The following is a 16,100-nucleotide window of genomic DNA, read 5'->3' on the forward strand; positions in this document are numbered from 1 at the left end:
TGTTCGTTTATACCGCCTCTTCATAGAGCGATAAAACGGGAAGTCCCAATTTATCATTGAAATCTTCTTTTCTAGCCTTGTTAAATTTTATCTTTTGATTTTTACGAGTTTGAACGAGCATATCAATACTATGCTTGCTTATCGCTTCGTTGAGGTAAGTCGACATATCTTCATAATTGTCTTGAAAATTGGATGTTTGACTAACAATTTCTAACGGGAAATGTTCATTTAAGAACTGCTGAATATTCTCCACAGTCTTAGTAGTGTTGTTTTCTATATAAAGCGCTTTGTTAAAATTGCCTTCACATTCTATATTACCCAAATTAAGAATTGGACATTTGTGATTGGTAGCTAATTGAACTAAATATTGATGAATTTTTTGAGTCTCTTGTCGGTAAGAATGTGGAAATACGACTAACTTTATTTCGTAAAACTCAATAATACCTTTGAAAATCAAAGACGATAGACCCGATTGATTGTGAATTTTTAGGGTACAGTTTGGATGAATGCTTGCGATATAACGACAAGTTTCTAAAACTTCTTCTTGATTTGGAGTCAAACCAATTCTCATTTCTCTTAAATACTGACTAGCAGAATAGGTGTCAGGTGCCTCAGTAGTCATCATTAAAAGAATGGTGCAATCTTTTGTACTGGCTTGAAATATAGCAGATTTTACAGCCGATAAAGTGTCAGATTGTAATGTTGTAGGGATTAAAATGTTTTTCATATGTATAGCTTTTAGTTTATACATACAAATTAATCAGTCCTACATTAGAACGCTCTTAATTTAAAATTAGAATATCCTAAGATTCAACATTAGAATTTTTAATGTTCGATTTCTTAAAGATAATTGTGACAATAGTACCCTTATCCTGCTCAGATTGTACTAGAAGCTCTCCATCGTGCATTCGAATAATTTTCATAGCAAGAGGTAGTCCTAAACCATAGCCGATATACTTTGCTGCAATTTTACCTCTAAAGAATGGTTCGTAAAGATGTGGAATGTCCTCTGGAGGAATTCCGATTCCAATGTCATTTATGGCAATCTTTATCGCCTCATTACTTGCGGTAAGCACAACAAAGACTTCATTATTATCCGAATATTTTACTCCATTTGTAATAATATTATTAATAGCCAGTTCCAACAATGGTTTGTTACAGGGTAACAGCAATAAATTAGAATCTGTTGGTGCAAAATTTAGTTTGATTACTACTCTGTTATTCGGGTGTAATTTATCTATATCAGATTTCACATCCAGTAATAACTCATCAATTCTAGCAATATCCTGCACTTGTTTTTTGCCATCGTAACCTGTTTGTGTCAATTTAAGTAGACTTTCGGTCAAGTTGCCTAATCGAGAGGCTTGATTGTATATATTGCCCAAAGAATGTTTGTATTCTTCTGCATCTCTTTCTTTCAAAAGCATAATTTCAGCTTCGGCAATAATGGTTGTAATTGGTGTTTTTAATTCGTGTGATGCGTTGTTGATAAAGTTGGCTTGTATCTCAAAGGAGGTTTCTAAACGGTCCAGCATATCGTTGAATGTAGCTGTTAAATCAGATAGTTCTGGAGAATTTTTGACATCGGGTAATCTGTTGTGCAGGTTGGAAGCGCTAATACGTTTTACCTCTTTTGTAATTCTAGATACTGGAAAAAAGACACGCTTGGCCAAGATTCGACCAAAAAAGTAAGCCAAAAGTAAAAATCCAATACCAGCAAAAAACATAATGCGAACAATAAATAGGGTTGTGTTTTTCCCCATTCTATCACGAGCTGCAATAATAACAATATATTTTTGATTGTTTTCTGTGAAAATCTGCCCTAGATAGTATTTATTATCATCCTCATACCAGTCCTTACCCGATTGCAATATGTGTGTGAAAAATTCATTGGGAACGTCTAGCTTGATATTGTATTCAAAACTGTTTTCACTGTTCACTTTTAGAACATATTCTTCTTCTTGAATAAGCTCCTCTAATCCATTTTTCTTAAGATTACTGTAATACTTAATCTTTTCGGGATCATTCTGAAAATGAATGGATGCCACAATTTTTGCTCTATCTTCTAATCGTTTTAAAAAATGATATTGATTGTTTTGACGAAACATGATAAAAACAAGCACGCATAATAGCAACGTACTGAAGGTCGAAAGGGAAACATAGGTAAAAGTTATTTTTTTTCTAATGTTCATATTATAACTTAATAACGTATCCAAAACCTTTGATGGTATGAATTAGTTTGTGTTCAAAAGGTTTGTCTATTTTTTTTCTCAGGTAATTGATGTATACATCTACAACATTGGTATTCATATCAAAGTTGATGTCCCACACATTTTCTAGGATTTGCTCTCTAGAAACGATCATATCCTTATTCTTGGCCAAATAATATAATAATTTAAACTCCTTGGCTGTCAATACAATTGCTGTGCCTTCGCGCTCAACAGTTTTTGCTTTTGGATTGATAACCAAATCGCTAATTAGCAATGTATTTGGTTTTTCATTTTGCTGATTTGCTCTACGATGTAGCGCTTGTATACGCGCCTCTAATTCACCAAACTTAAATGGTTTTGCCAAATAATCATCGGCACCCGCATTAAGGCCTGTCACAATATTTTCTGATGTACCGAGGGCAGTCAATAATAAAATGGGCACAAAATTCTTTGTAGCTCTAATTCTTCTACAGATTTCGATTCCGTTAATGTCGGGCAACATAATATCTAGAATCACAACATCAAAGGTGTAGTTTGAAATCATTTCAAGCGCTGTTTTACCATCCAAAGATGCACTAACGTCATGATTTGATTCGGCTAGTCCTTTTCGTAAAATAGCTAGTAAATGAGGTTCGTCCTCGACAATGAGCAATTTCATAGCGATAATAGTATAAAAACAAAAATAGGGATTGTATATAGATCCTAAAATGCAAGTCACAAAAATTATGATTTAATTAGGAGTCGTGGAAAGATTTAAAAAAGCAAAAGGCCTCAATAGTAAAATTGAAGCCTTTATGATTATAAAATGCGAGTAATAATTATACGCTATGCTTTGAACCCCAATTTTGCTCGAACTTTGTTTAAAACTCCAGTAGCAACCGCTGATGCTTTTTTAGCCCCAATTTCTAATAGGCTATCGACCTCGGCAAGGTTGTTCATATAATATTTGTATTTTTCTCTTTCTGTTGCAAAGGTTGCCACAATTAATTCAAACAAAGCTTGTTTTGCATGACCGTAACCATAATTCCCACCTTCGTAATTTGCTCTCATTTTTGCTAGCTGCTCTTCGCTTGCTAATAATGAATAGATAGCAAATGCATTACACGTATCTGGATTCTTAGGGTCTTCTAGTGGAGTGCTATCTGTTTCTATCGACATAACTTGTTTGCGTAAAGCTTTATCGTCAAGAAAAATATTAATTAAATTATTGGCTGATTTACTCATTTTACCTCCATTTGTACCAGGAATCAGCATTCCGTCTTCCTGAATTTTACCTTCAGGTAAAACAAAAGTTTCTCCCATTTGATGGTTGAAGCGAGAAGCAACATCACGAGTAATCTCAAGGTGTTGCAATTGGTCTTTTCCTACAGGTACAATTTCTGCATCATATAATAAAATGTCAGCGGCCATTAGCATTGGGTAGCTAAATAAACCTGCATTGACATCATCCAATCGGTCTGCTTTATCTTTAAAAGAATGTGCCAAAGTCAATCTCTGAAACGGAAAAAAACAACTTAAATACCAAGAGAGCTCCGCAGTTTGAGGTACATCAGACTGTCTGTAAAATGTAACTTTTTCGACATCTAGTCCGCAAGCTAGCCACGCTGCTGCTGTACTGTAAGTATTATTGCTTAATGTTTCGCCATCCTTTATCTGAGTTATCGAATGTAAATCTGCTATAAATAAAAATGATTCGTTTTCAGATTTGTTCGATAATGCAATTGCCGGAATAATTGCTCCTAGTAAATTGCCTAAATGTGGTGTTCCTGTACTTTGAACACCGGTAAGTATTTTTGCCATTATATGAATTTGTATACCGTAGAATTTGAAAATGTTGTTACAAATAAATTGGTAATTATTTTATAAAGATTCTAATTGTTCCCAAATTTAATTGTTTTTAGTAAAACTAACCTAGTATTCCTTATTTTTGAGCTTATGAAAGGTATAAAAATTATTTTTTGGACACTTTGGAGGATATGGTTTTATGTCGTTATGGCCATTCCGATTTTAATTATGTTTCCGTTTTTAATCCTTTCTATAGTTTCCTATAAAGGCTATCCCTACTATTTTAAGATGTCGCGAATTTGGGCCAAATTTATCCTTTTTGGTATGGGGTTTTATTATATTGTCAAGAAGGAGTACAGGTTGGATCCCAAAAAGAGTTATATGATTGTTGCTAATCATACCTCTATGACCGACATTATGCTTATGCTAGCAATAGTGAGAAATCCATTTGTATTTGTTGGTAAAAAAGAATTAGCAAAGATTCCGTTATTTGGTTTCTTCTACAGACGTACTTGCATCTTGGTAGACCGCAATTGTTCAAAAAGCAAGAATGAAGTTTTCAAACAAGCTCAAATGAGATTGAGTAGGGGATTGAGCGTGTGTATTTTTCCAGAAGGCGGTGTACCCGAAGATGAATCGCTAGTATTAGATACTTTTAAAGATGGTGCATTTCGTTTGGCAATAGAACACCAAATTGCAATATTACCCATAACATTCGCCGATAATAAGAAAAGATTCTCTTACTCCTTTTTTAGTGGAAGTCCTGGAGTTATGCGTGCTAAAATTCATAAACCCATTGAGACCGAAGGGAAATTACCAATAGATCGCAAAGCATTACGTGAAGCAACTTGGGAAGTCATTCACAATCAATTGCTTGAATTTAATACTAAAAGCGATAACTCACACCCGAATACAACCCTATAAACATAGGTCTAAAATCATTGGAATTTGATGAAAAAGTATTGAATTGGTATTTTATCATAGGTTCGAAATGAAACTGTAATGACGGAACTAACTGGTACTTAAACCCAACACCAAAGTTAGAACTTAAATGAATTTTACTTAGATTATTAGCTTCTCCCAATGTAACATTGGATGATGTAGATTTTAAGGAGACTTTATTGTCACTCAAGAATAAGGTACTAAATCCTCCGATCACGCTTATCCCAATTTTTTTGTCAACAATAGTATAAGATACTTCCATGGGCAGTTCGTAATAACCCATTTTTTGACTAATCGAGCCATTTTCTGTTTTCTGAATTTCCTTTTCTGCTGAGGATAATGAATTGTAGGTACTCTGACTCTGCACTTCAATCGCGCTATTCGAGTCATAGTTAATACTTGCAATACTATTCGATGCTAATCCTGGTGCATATACAATGTCGTTGGTATTGTAATCCAAACCCAGTTTGTTTATGCCTGATCGGACCGTTAATTTTGATGTCACTGCATATTGAACTCCTAAGCCATAACTTAAGTTAGTTGCAGCACTTTTTTCATTATCAGAGAACTGACTGTCAATCGCAGATCCTCCCGAATTGGTTTGCAAGTAAACAGGAGCAATATTGGGAATAATTTGCCATTTGCCCGAGCTGACTTTTGCTAAGGTGTTTTCTTTTTTTAGTTTTTCTTTTAAAATAGCTTCCAACTCGTTTGTACCTTCAATCTTTTCATTTACAACCTCGGTAGATTGAGTAGCTGCAATGTCATTTTGCAAACTTTCATTTTTGCTATCGCTTTTTTCACTTATTTCCAGTGGTGAGTTGTTTTTATCGGCAACATCTTTTTGATTAAAAATATTCGAGGGAGTTATATTATTATGTACGACAGCGTTTATTTTATTGTTCGAATTGAAATTTGTTCCTTTTCCAGAAATTTTAGTATTCGATTTGACGCTAGATTGTTTTATAATTACTTTGGTTTTAGCAGATGCAACACTAGAATTAGAATGAATTACTTTCTTTTCACTTACGACTACTTTTTCTTGGGGTGGAGTCGTTGAGTTTTGTTTCGAAACTGATACATTTACAACGGTAGGAGTAGGTAAAATTATTTCTTTACTGTCAAAATTATTGATAATAAAGAGACCTAAAATTAAGGCAGCAGCAATGCCAGCGTATTGCCACCATAGTGGTAGAACACGTGTTTTTCTCTTATCTTTTTTTAATTCTGCAGCAATGTTACTCCAAACTTGTTCATTAGGAGTAGCTTCAAAATCTTTAAATTGTTCTTGAAATAATCGGTCTATATCTTTTCTCTCTTTCATTGTGCCGATGATTCTTGAGGATTATTAATTTTATTTTCTATTTTTTCTTTGAGTAGGAGACGGGCACGATGCAAATTAGATTTTGTAGTTCCCGTTGTAATATGAAGCATTTCACTAATTTCTTGATGTGAATAACCATCGAGAACATACAAACTAAAAACAATCCGGTATTGATGTGGAAGCTCTTCAATGATTTTTAGTAAATATTCGATTGGCAGGCTTTCGCTTTCGATCTCAATTTCGACCTCTTCAATCGATTCATTCAAAACTTCCATATAGTGAATGCCTTTGTATTTTTGGAGTGCGTTGTTGATGACAATACGCTTGCACCATCCTTCAAAAGAACCTCTGCCTGAGTACTGTTCTATTTTTCGAAAAATAATTAAAAAACCATCTTGTAAATTATCTTCTGCGTCGGCGTAGTTATTAGAATATTTCAAGCAAACCCCAAAGAGCTTTTTTGCAAACAGATTATAAATCTGTTCTTGAGCTTTGGGGTTGTTTTTTTTACATTGTCTTATGAGTTCTTCTACTACCACAGAATTTGTTATTAATTATTCTGTTACTTGAATTTCTACATCTTCAAAAATATTTTCGCCAGCAGCATCTTTTCCTTTATAAAATTTAAAGATATAAGAGCCCGAAGCTGTTGGTAAAAAAGTAAAGTAGGTTTCTGATATCGCAGGAACATCTGCTGAGCATATTGTGTCATCTTTTAAAGCTGATTGAACAGCAATAGTGCGAATGTTTGCATCTTTTGTATAGTAAATACCTTGAAATAAATGGCAAGATGTTGGTCTTTGATACGTTAGTCTAATAGTATCTGTTCTTCCCAATTTGAGCGTTTCGGGAACTTCAAAACTAGCCACCGGAAGTACTTCAAAAGTATAAGAGTCACCAGGATTATTATCAATGCTACAACTAGAAATTGCAATTGTTAAAACGAGTAGTAATAAAAATTTTTTCATTTTTTCAAATTTTAAGGTTTATAATATACTCTTAAGATGAATGAATTTGAAAAAGGTTGCGTGAGGCTGCAATAAAATAATAGTTAAAGATAAAAAAAAATGCTCGAATTCACATTCGAGCATTTTGTAATTTAGTTATAAAGGCCTAGCTGTCTGCTAATTCTTTAATTCTATCTTTGATTTTTACTTCTAACTCATCTGCCAATTCAGGATTGTCTTTGATTAACGTTTTTACTGCATCACGACCTTGACCAAGCTTAGTATCACCGTAGCTAAACCAAGAACCTGCTTTTTTAACGATTTCAAACTCTACAGCTAAATCTAATATTTCCCCCGTTTTTGAAACTCCTTCACCGTACATGATGTCAAATTCTGCAGTTCTAAAAGGCGGTGCTACTTTATTTTTTACGATTTTAACTTTAGTTCTATTTCCTAGTACATTGTCACCATCTTTAATTTGAGTAGAACGACGAATATCCAAACGTACCGAAGCATAAAATTTCAAGGCGTTACCTCCTGTAGTAGTTTCTGGATTTCCAAACATTACTCCAATCTTCTCTCTTAATTGGTTAATAAAGAAAACAGTACAGTTAGTTTTGCTAATTGTCCCAGTTAATTTTCTCAACGCTTGTGACATCAAACGAGCATGTAATCCCATTTTGGAATCACCCATTTCTCCTTCAATTTCACTTTTTGGAGTCAAAGCAGCAACCGAGTCAATAACTACAATATCAATTGCTCCAGAACGGATTAAGTTCTCAGCAATTTCAAGTGCTTGCTCTCCATTGTCTGGTTGAGAAATAATTAAGTTCTCGATATCTACTCCTAATTTTTCTGCGTAACCTCTATCAAAAGCATGCTCAGCATCGATAAACGCAGCAATTCCACCTGCTTTTTGCGCTTCAGCAATTGCGTGTAGTGTCAATGTTGTTTTACCAGAAGACTCTGGTCCGTAAATTTCTATGATACGACCTCTTGGGTAACCGCCTACTCCTAAGGCTAAATCGATACCCAAAGAACCTGAAGAAATGGATTCAACCTCTACGATTGCTTTGTCCCCCATTTTCATCACCGTACCTTTACCGTAGGTTTTGTCTAATTTATCAAGCGTTAATTGCAACGCTTTTAATTTGGCTTCTTTCTCTGAACTCATCGTCTCTTTTACCTTTTCTTTCATTAATTGCTATTATCTTATTTACTTAAAAAACTCATAACTAGAGTTTTCTGTAGTATTAATTGTTTGATTTTTATAAAAAACTATTTCGTAAAAATACTCAATTTTTGATGTAATATTCGCTTTTCATAATATTTTTATTCACTTTTTAAAGATCTATTTTTTAAAAGCTTATCCCGCTATTTGTTTCAACCTTTGTGACTTTCAAACCTTTATTCGGAGACACGTTTGTAGCTTGCTTTGGTCGCTCTTCCATAGTAATTTCAGTAGTTTACATAAGGTAGAAGCTTTTTGCTGCTATCTTGAACAATTGAATTAGGGCATAATCCGTTAAAGGTTTTAAGTTGTTTAAAGATTATTACTTTTAGCTCTTCAAGTTTCTTTAGAATTTTCAAAACGAATTCTGAAGCTCTACTTAAAACTTAATTTTTGATTGCTAAATTACTTTGTGATCATTCTGAATTTTACAAGAGCGAAATTGAGTGAGAATAAGAATTGATACCAATAGCTCAATATGCGATTACTTCTTTAGGATATTTATTAAATACCCTTTCGAAGCTGCTGTCTGTATTCATTTTTACTTTCAATTACAAGAATTAGGCAATTAAACTTAACGCAACAATTTATAAATCAGTATTTATTCCTTCGTTTCAACATCCAGTTTGAATTCCTATTCCTAATTTAGTGAACTTATAACTTTTAAAACTTATTTAATTCTGTATTATGATCGTCATCGATACTGCATTTTTTTAGCGTTATCAAGGCATTAATTTTCAGTATATTGGATAATATCTAATTCCTGTCTTACCTATAAATAATTATATCCAACAGGTTTATTGTAGCTTTATTTTACTTAAGTAGTTTTTTCCTTTTCAACCAAATATAGTAACCTGTTATAGATAAAAAAGGTCCTGAAAGAGCAACCAGGCAGTAAATTATTTTGATAAACCAATTTCCATAATGACCAGAATGTATTGGTAAAATGCTGCTTAGCAATTTATTTAGAAAACCAGAGTCGGCAATTTTACTAACGCCAATAACTTCACCTGTTTTATATGCTACTGAAATTTTATTGTAGTACTTACTTAAATAAAAAGGATCTCCTATAAAAGATCCATTCAAAATTAGCTTTCCATCTTCAGAAGACGGTAATCTAATATACGTCGTTTCAAAATCAGGGTAGGCTTTCTTCGTATTCTCTAATACTTTTTCGATAGAAATCTTGACTACAGGAATACTTCGAATCTCAGGTTTTTTCAAGCCCGAACTAACGATATTAAATGATAACACGATTCCGGTAAGCACTAGTAGTAAATTAAGCAGCAAGGCCCATACACCTACGTAACGATGTAAGGTAGAGTAATAACGTTGCTTGCTGCTTTTATTTAATTTTTTCTGGAATAATAACGTTTTTAAGATGACTTTTCGATAGACAATAATTCCCGTAATTAAAGACAAGAAGAAGGCGATCCCAGCTATAAATATTAGAATTTCTCCTAAGATGCCCGTATGCAAAGAGTAGTGAAATTTCAAGAGCCATTTAGTCAAAGGGCTGTTAGCATCTATGACAGCAGTGATTTTTCCCGAAATAGGATTTGCAAATACATATTGCTTTGCGTCAAGCTTCCTCAAATCAAATTGTATCGTTTTCCCTCGCTCGAGTTGGATAATTCTAGCATTCCAATCAGGATAATTCCTCTGTACTTCGCTAATAGCCTTATCTAATTGCAAATCACTAGTAGTTGAGGTGGTGGCATATTTATCAAAGAGAAGTACATCAATGTCCTCTGAAAACACTAAAAACGACCCTGTAATACCTAAACTGAACAAAAAAATTCCAGCAATGATACCTAGATAGGAATGATATTTTAATAAGGTTCTATTAGTCATGAAATTCGTCTTTTATAAACTTACAGTAAGTGCAACATTAAATTGTGCTCCATTTGCTTTTACATAATTAGCACTTCTTGCATTCCATTGTGATGTCAGTGGGTAATAGTCTTTATTTAATAAGTTTCTAATACCTAAACTAAGTTTGGTTGATGGCGTGATGTGGTAATTTGTCGAAAGATTTACCGTGGTAAAATCATTTACTGGTCCTCTTCCATAACTGTAAGGAGCTTCAAAACGATCTCTATCACCACTATAAATCATAGATAGGCGAGCGTTGAATTTGTGATCCAAATCATAAGATAAAAAGGAAACTATTTTTACCGGCGGAATTCTATCTCCTCCCATATAGGTATCATAATCTCCGCTATCTTTACTATCTAATTTCCCTTCAGTATACGATATAGAAGTCCCAAAGGTTAGCTCTCTAGTAAGCTTAGTATCCATAGAAAGTTCGTATCCATAAACTTTCTCTGGTTGACGTAGGATGACAAAAGCACCACTTTCGGTTTCGCTATATGTAGAACCCAAATCAGACGTACTAATAAAGTACGCTCCACTTAAATTTACTTGTCCGATACGGCTATTAAAGCCAACTTCATAATTATTAGCGATAACAGATTCTGAATTAATATTACTAACTGTGTTTTCAGTAGCAGTACGAAGCGTTCTTCCTAAATCGGCGATAGAGAAACTCTGTGAGAAGCTGATAAACGGTTTTATAAATTGCCATTTGTTATAACGTAAACCAGCATTAAAAGTTGTAGCATTATAATCTATAGCACCGCCATTTATGTCAATACCACCACTAATCGGACTAGTTTGTCCTACATTGTATCGGGTAATGGTGGTGTAATTAGGAACATCAATATTTATGTTTTCAAATCGAATACCTGCTTTTAGGATAAAGTCGCTGTAAGCTGTTTTCAATTGTGCATACGGAGCAAAGTTGGTCATTTTCATTTCTGGTGTCCACTTTCTCCCATCTACTAAATCCTGAGAAGTTTTATCGTTTAAGATGTCAATACCATAAAGAATGTTTCCGTCAATTTTACCAAAAGCGTAAGGTGTTGAGAAATTTAATCGCGCTCCTCTTTTAGATGAGGTAATTAAGGTTTGCCCACCATCAAATCCTAAGTTAGGATCATAAAATGTATCAGAGTAATCATAGATTGTTTTAAAGTCTTGCATGTATACATTCAATCTAAAATCAGTTTTACCAAATATTTCGTCATATTTGTAAGTAAGCTGTGCATTGTGGTTGTACTTGTTACCTTGATCCACACCAACTTGCTCTTCTAAAACTCCTATCGTCGGGCTTTCGCCATAAACGCCTAATTGTGGAGTGTACTTAGAATTTTGATTGCTGCTGAAATAATTGTACATCAATTCAATTTCTTGTTTCTCAGTAATTTCATAATTTACTTTACCAAATAAAGTGTATTGAGTTGTTTCGCCTAGACCATATGTTGGCGAAATCACTTCTCCATTAGCGTCTTTATAAACGCCTATTTGTCTAAAGCTACCACTCGCTACATAGCCTAATTTGTCAAGTTTACCTGAAATAGTCTGAGTAAGCTTCGAACCTACACTATTCTCAATACCTACAAGTGAACCCTCTGTACCCACTGATGTGATGCTTTCGAATCTCTTCGTGCTGCTTGGTTTTTTTGTAATGTAGTTTACAATTCCACCATCGGCACCATTACCATAAATAGCGGTAGCTCCTTTTATCACTTCAACTCTTTCTAAGCTACTAGGATCGATGGTATTTACATCTCGACCTCCTGATCTAAGTGGAGTAGATTGCGGAATACCGTCAATTAAAACTAACATATTCCTCCCTCTTAGCGTTTGTCCTGTGCTACTAGTTTGATTGGAGCTTAATGCCATCCCAGGAATTTCCATCAACACATCGGCAACAGAATTACTAGTTTGAGATAAATTCTCAATTTGTTTTAATGATAAAACAGCAACTGAAGAAGGAACTTCATCTAAAGTTTCACGCATTCTATTAGAAGTAATGACTACTTCATTTAATTCTTGGTTTGAGCCTAGGAGGACAAAATCTACAGTAATCTCTTTCTCACCTACAACAGATACAGTTTTATTTTGCGGTTTTAACCCAGTAAAATTTGTCTTAATAGTATATTTTCCATCTTCTAAAACAGTTATGGAATAAGTACCGTCACCATCAGTAATTGTTCCTTTAGTAGGACTCAATACTACAGTGGCTCCAATTAAAGGATTTCCCTTTTCGTCTTTTACAGTACCTTTTAAATTTGTCTGAGAATAGGCAAAAAAGCTAGATAGACTAAGTGCTGTAATTAGAATTTTTAAGTTCATTTTATCGATTATTTATGTTTTAATTGTGCAAACATACTTATTATTTTTATTTAGACTATTAATAAATAACGATTTTTATTTATAATTTTGATTATTAATATGTTGATCAAAAACCATGAATTGTAAACAGCTCATCTTATATCAAATACGATATGCAAAATTTATTTCCGGTAATTATTGTATCTCAAAGCTTTGGGACAGCGCTAACTTTAATGGTTGGGTAACGCAAGATTGTGCCGTCGGTTGATTAAAAAATTGTAGTAACATGGGCTCTTTATATAGTTTCTTCAAATAATTTTACCACAGGATAACTCATCAAAGTCATCACTGATGTGGCAAAAATCGCTGTTAGCAAAATTTTAGATAAATATATAAAGTCATAACAAACGGATTTTAATAAGTTTTAACAACTTTATAATATTATAACTTTTAAAATGCTGTGTACATATTTTCATTTGATTTCAATTTTCAGAATTTTAATAAATTATTTAGTAAAGAGTTGATTTATAATGCTTGGAAATAATCTGTAGCATCATTTTTTTGTTTAAATGCGTTAATTTACCCGACTTCATTGGAATAATTTTATGGAACAAAATTCAAACAATTATGAAAAAAGAAAAAGAATTTCCAGAACAAAGTCAAGAATTACCAGGATCAGAATATTTGATGCATCCTGAACCTGAAATTATAAGAGCAAACTACAAGGGCAGCAAAAAGCTGCAAGATAAAGTTGCTTTAATCACAGGCGGTGATAGTGGTATTGGGCGCAGCGTAGCGGTGCATTATGCTAGAGAAGGTGCCGATGTTGCAATTATTTATCTAAGTGAAGATGAAGATGCAAAAATCACAAAAGAACTCGTTGAAAAAGAAGGCCGTAAATGTTTACTGCTTTCAGGTGACTTAAAAGTAGAGGCATTTTGTAAGCAGGCAGTCGATGACTGTTATAAGACTTTGGGCAAAATTAATATAGTCGTAAACAATGCAGCAATTCAATTTCCACAGACCAGTTTTGAAGACGTTACTTCTGATCAAGTTCATAAAACCTTCGAAACAAATATTTATCCTTACTTCTATATCGTACAAGCTGCCTTACCAAATCTTAAAGAGGGGGATTGTATTGTAAATACTAGTTCAGTTACGGCTTATCGAGGGAGCGAACATTTAGTAGATTATGCCAGTACAAAAGGGGCGATTGTAAGTTACACACGATCTCTGGCAAAAATGCTCGCTGATAAAAAAATTAGAGTGAATGGAGTAGCACCGGGACCAATTTGGACACCGTTAATCGTAGCTTCATTTGATGATGTTAGCGATTTTGGAAAAGACACTCCAATGGGAAGAGCAGGACAACCATCAGAAGTGGGACCAGCCTACGTTTTCTTAGCTTCAGAGGATAGTAGTTATATTACGGGACAATTTATCCATATCAACGGTGGAGAAGTCGTAGGTGGTTAATCTCGAATGTAATATTCGAAACAAAAAAAGGTAAAAATCACAACTAGATTTTTACCTTTTTATCCTCGATGGCTCGGAAATGTCCCACTAGATAGTGCGGGATTAATTCATCAGTTCGTTGTCGTTCGGGTATTATATTCCGTACCCGCAAAGATTAGCGCTTAGCCCGATGGCGAACACTTGTCTACAATTGTTAATGCAATCCCGAAGTTTCGGGATTTCTGCGGGTCACGCCCAACTAGTTCCTGAAATTTGTAAGTATTGAAATTATCAGTTTACCCCGACCCGCTCTTCGAAGTGTTCTTTAAAAAAACAATCTTTCTTATAATTCGGGATGCTGTGCGAAGTCTCCCGACTTCGTACCCTTACCAATAGGCAACAAACACGAGAGAAGTATGAATTTGTAGTAAAACATCGTTATATTTGGATGAAAAAGCTATGTCAGACGGATATAAAATAAGAGACCAGACTTTACCACATTTTGTAACGGCAACCCTTGTTGATTGGGTTGATGTTTTTACAAGAAAAAGCTACAGAGACTCAGTTGTTGAATGTTTGGATTTCTGCATTGCAAACAAAGGCATGGTTTTGTATGGATATGTGATTATGAGCAATCACATACACATGATAGTACAATCTGACGATGGAGAGTTATCAGATTTGTTAAGAGATTTCAAAAAATTTACTGCGACAAAAATTATAGAAAAAATAAATTCCGATCCAGAGAGTAGAAGAGAATGGATGTTGGAGCGTTTTAAATTAGCAACCGAAAGTCATTCCAGAAACAACAACTATCAGTTTTGGCAGTATGGCAATCATCCCGAAGAGATTTATAGCAACAAATTTATGTGGTCTAAGTTGGATTATATTCATTTAAATCCTGTTCGTGCAGGCATTGTTGAAAAAGCATCGCATTATACCTATTCTAGTGCCAGTAATTACATTTCTGACATGGGATTATTAAAAATTAAAAAAGCAGACATTCCTATTGTTGATGTTTTGAATTTAAATAATTTTACTCGATATAATGAATATTGAGTTTAACTAAGTTATAATGGCTTACAGGAATGGGTAGGAAGTCGGGAGACTTCGCACAGCACAAACGACAACAATCGTGGTTTCCAGAAGACTTCGAAGAGCGGGGTCAAGAATATAGTAGAGCTATGGGAGAACTGAAAGCCTATCGTTGGGAGGCAAATAACGGTGGGGGTTATTATGTAGAGGAAATTGAATATTATTTGAACCAGAAATATCTTTGGAATAAATTTGTTGATTTTAAATAGTTTGATTATGAAAATTTTATTATACAATTTTGTGATTTTTTTTGGTTTAATTAATTTAGTAGATTCTGATACGGAACTACATATATTAAATTCTAATATATCCAGTGGTAGTTGTGTGCTTATAGAGTTTAAAAATAATAGTAGATACAACTATTGTTTTGTAGTAGACACAAATTATTACAGTAGAGATTTTTATCCTAACCGTATAAATTTTAGGAATCCGAAGATTTTTTTGTATGATATTTCTGGAAATATGACTGGAATGAATGTTGAAATCAAAGACCATATATCTATTAACGATTCCATCATACGAGATCATAATAAGATTAACTCTTTATCTAGAAAAGGCGATACCTTGTTAGTAAATGAATTTAAGTTGTATTCGGATTTGAATAAAAATGGTTTTGTAAATACATTGATGATTTATACAGTAAAGCCAAAACAATCTTTAAAATTAAAAGTTCCGTTTAATTTGGTAACTAAATACATAAAAGATGGTGTACACGAATATTATGAAGTAGACAGCTCAAAAAAATATAAAGCCAGAATCGAATACATGATAAAGCGAGAATATATTGAAAAATATATACCTAAAGAAAAAATAAACTCTCTTGAAAAGAAAGGATGTAAATTTTTTACAGGTAAATTAGTTTCTAATAAAGTGCCTTTGATTTTAAAATAGTTAATTGGATAGGGAGCTATTACAGCACTTGGTGTTGCTGG

At 33.7% G+C, this 16,100-nt stretch carries 15 protein-coding genes; 5 read left to right on the forward strand and 10 right to left on the reverse strand.

Annotation, left to right across the window (positions count from 1 at the left end):
• Window positions 1-7: 7 nt before the first annotated feature.
• The 4 genes from LXH21_RS05765 to trpS form a co-directional block, all read right to left on the reverse strand.
• On the reverse strand, window positions 8-727 hold the full coding sequence (locus LXH21_RS05765; protein WP_239863311.1) for a hypothetical protein: 720 nt from the start codon (window positions 725-727) through the stop codon (window positions 8-10).
• Window positions 728-803: 76 nt separating this feature from the next.
• Window positions 804-2,192 carry a HAMP domain-containing sensor histidine kinase gene (locus LXH21_RS05770; protein WP_239863312.1) on the reverse strand — a complete coding sequence of 463 codons (1,389 nt, stop codon included), beginning with the start codon at window positions 2,190-2,192 and terminating at the stop codon, window positions 804-806.
• A gap of 1 nt (window position 2,193) precedes the next feature.
• Window positions 2,194-2,868 (reverse strand): response regulator transcription factor, encoded by a 675-nt coding sequence (locus tag LXH21_RS05775; protein ID WP_239863313.1) that lies wholly within the window; start codon window positions 2,866-2,868, stop codon window positions 2,194-2,196.
• A gap of 167 nt (window positions 2,869-3,035) precedes the next feature.
• The gene (gene trpS / locus LXH21_RS05780) at window positions 3,036-4,010 is read right to left on the reverse strand and encodes a tryptophan--tRNA ligase (protein ID WP_239863314.1); all 975 of its coding nucleotides are present in this window, start codon (window positions 4,008-4,010) and stop codon (window positions 3,036-3,038) included.
• A 135-nt stretch (window positions 4,011-4,145) separates the two neighbouring features.
• On the opposite strand from trpS, the gene LXH21_RS05785 reads away from it, so the two are divergent.
• Window positions 4,146-4,919, forward strand: coding sequence for a lysophospholipid acyltransferase family protein (locus LXH21_RS05785; protein ID WP_239863315.1), 774 nt, complete (start codon window positions 4,146-4,148; stop codon window positions 4,917-4,919).
• On the opposite strand, the gene LXH21_RS05790 is transcribed toward LXH21_RS05785, so the two are convergent.
• The 6 genes from LXH21_RS05790 to LXH21_RS05815 all read right to left on the reverse strand — a co-directional run bounded on the left by LXH21_RS05790 (window position 4,882) and on the right by LXH21_RS05815 (window position 12,639).
• Entirely contained in the window at window positions 4,882-6,261 is a 1,380-nt protein-coding gene (locus tag LXH21_RS05790) for an MSCRAMM family adhesin SdrC (protein WP_239863316.1), read from the reverse strand. The two genes, LXH21_RS05785 and LXH21_RS05790, sit on opposite strands and share 38 nt — an antisense overlap.
• Window positions 6,258-6,800: an RNA polymerase sigma factor gene (locus LXH21_RS05795; RefSeq protein ID WP_239863317.1), complete on the reverse strand. Its 543-nt coding sequence runs from the start codon at window positions 6,798-6,800 to the stop codon at window positions 6,258-6,260. Before LXH21_RS05795 ends, LXH21_RS05790 begins: the two co-directional genes overlap by 4 nt.
• A gap of 15 nt (window positions 6,801-6,815) precedes the next feature.
• The gene (locus tag LXH21_RS05800; RefSeq protein ID WP_239863318.1) at window positions 6,816-7,229 is read right to left on the reverse strand and encodes a hypothetical protein; all 414 of its coding nucleotides are present in this window, start codon (window positions 7,227-7,229) and stop codon (window positions 6,816-6,818) included.
• A 145-nt stretch (window positions 7,230-7,374) separates the two neighbouring features.
• On the reverse strand, window positions 7,375-8,382 hold the full coding sequence (gene recA / locus LXH21_RS05805; protein ID WP_239863717.1) for a recombinase RecA: 1,008 nt from the start codon (window positions 8,380-8,382) through the stop codon (window positions 7,375-7,377).
• An 870-nt stretch (window positions 8,383-9,252) separates the two neighbouring features.
• On the reverse strand, window positions 9,253-10,293 hold the full coding sequence (locus LXH21_RS05810) for a PepSY-associated TM helix domain-containing protein (protein WP_239863319.1): 1,041 nt from the start codon (window positions 10,291-10,293) through the stop codon (window positions 9,253-9,255).
• A gap of 12 nt (window positions 10,294-10,305) precedes the next feature.
• On the reverse strand, window positions 10,306-12,639 hold the full coding sequence (locus tag LXH21_RS05815; RefSeq protein WP_239863320.1) for a TonB-dependent receptor: 2,334 nt from the start codon (window positions 12,637-12,639) through the stop codon (window positions 10,306-10,308).
• Window positions 12,640-13,245: 606 nt separating this feature from the next.
• Between LXH21_RS05815 and LXH21_RS05820 the strand changes: the two genes are divergently transcribed.
• The 4 genes from LXH21_RS05820 to LXH21_RS05835 all read left to right on the forward strand — a co-directional run bounded on the left by LXH21_RS05820 (window position 13,246) and on the right by LXH21_RS05835 (window position 16,059).
• Window positions 13,246-14,094, forward strand: a complete 849-nt coding sequence (locus tag LXH21_RS05820; RefSeq protein WP_239863321.1) for an SDR family oxidoreductase — start codon at window positions 13,246-13,248, stop codon at window positions 14,092-14,094.
• Between the two features lie 438 nt (window positions 14,095-14,532).
• On the forward strand, window positions 14,533-15,132 hold the full coding sequence (locus LXH21_RS05825) for an REP-associated tyrosine transposase (protein WP_239863726.1): 600 nt from the start codon (window positions 14,533-14,535) through the stop codon (window positions 15,130-15,132).
• A gap of 29 nt (window positions 15,133-15,161) precedes the next feature.
• Window positions 15,162-15,377: a hypothetical protein gene (locus LXH21_RS05830; protein WP_239863322.1), complete on the forward strand. Its 216-nt coding sequence runs from the start codon at window positions 15,162-15,164 to the stop codon at window positions 15,375-15,377.
• A 7-nt stretch (window positions 15,378-15,384) separates the two neighbouring features.
• The gene (locus LXH21_RS05835; RefSeq protein WP_239863323.1) at window positions 15,385-16,059 is read left to right on the forward strand and encodes a hypothetical protein; all 675 of its coding nucleotides are present in this window, start codon (window positions 15,385-15,387) and stop codon (window positions 16,057-16,059) included.
• The last annotated feature ends 41 nt before the right edge of the window (window positions 16,060-16,100 follow it).

The sequence above is a fragment of the Flavobacterium algicola genome (genome assembly GCF_022399565.1).
In the GTDB taxonomy this organism is placed as follows: domain Bacteria; phylum Bacteroidota; class Bacteroidia; order Flavobacteriales; family Flavobacteriaceae; genus Flavobacterium; species Flavobacterium algicola.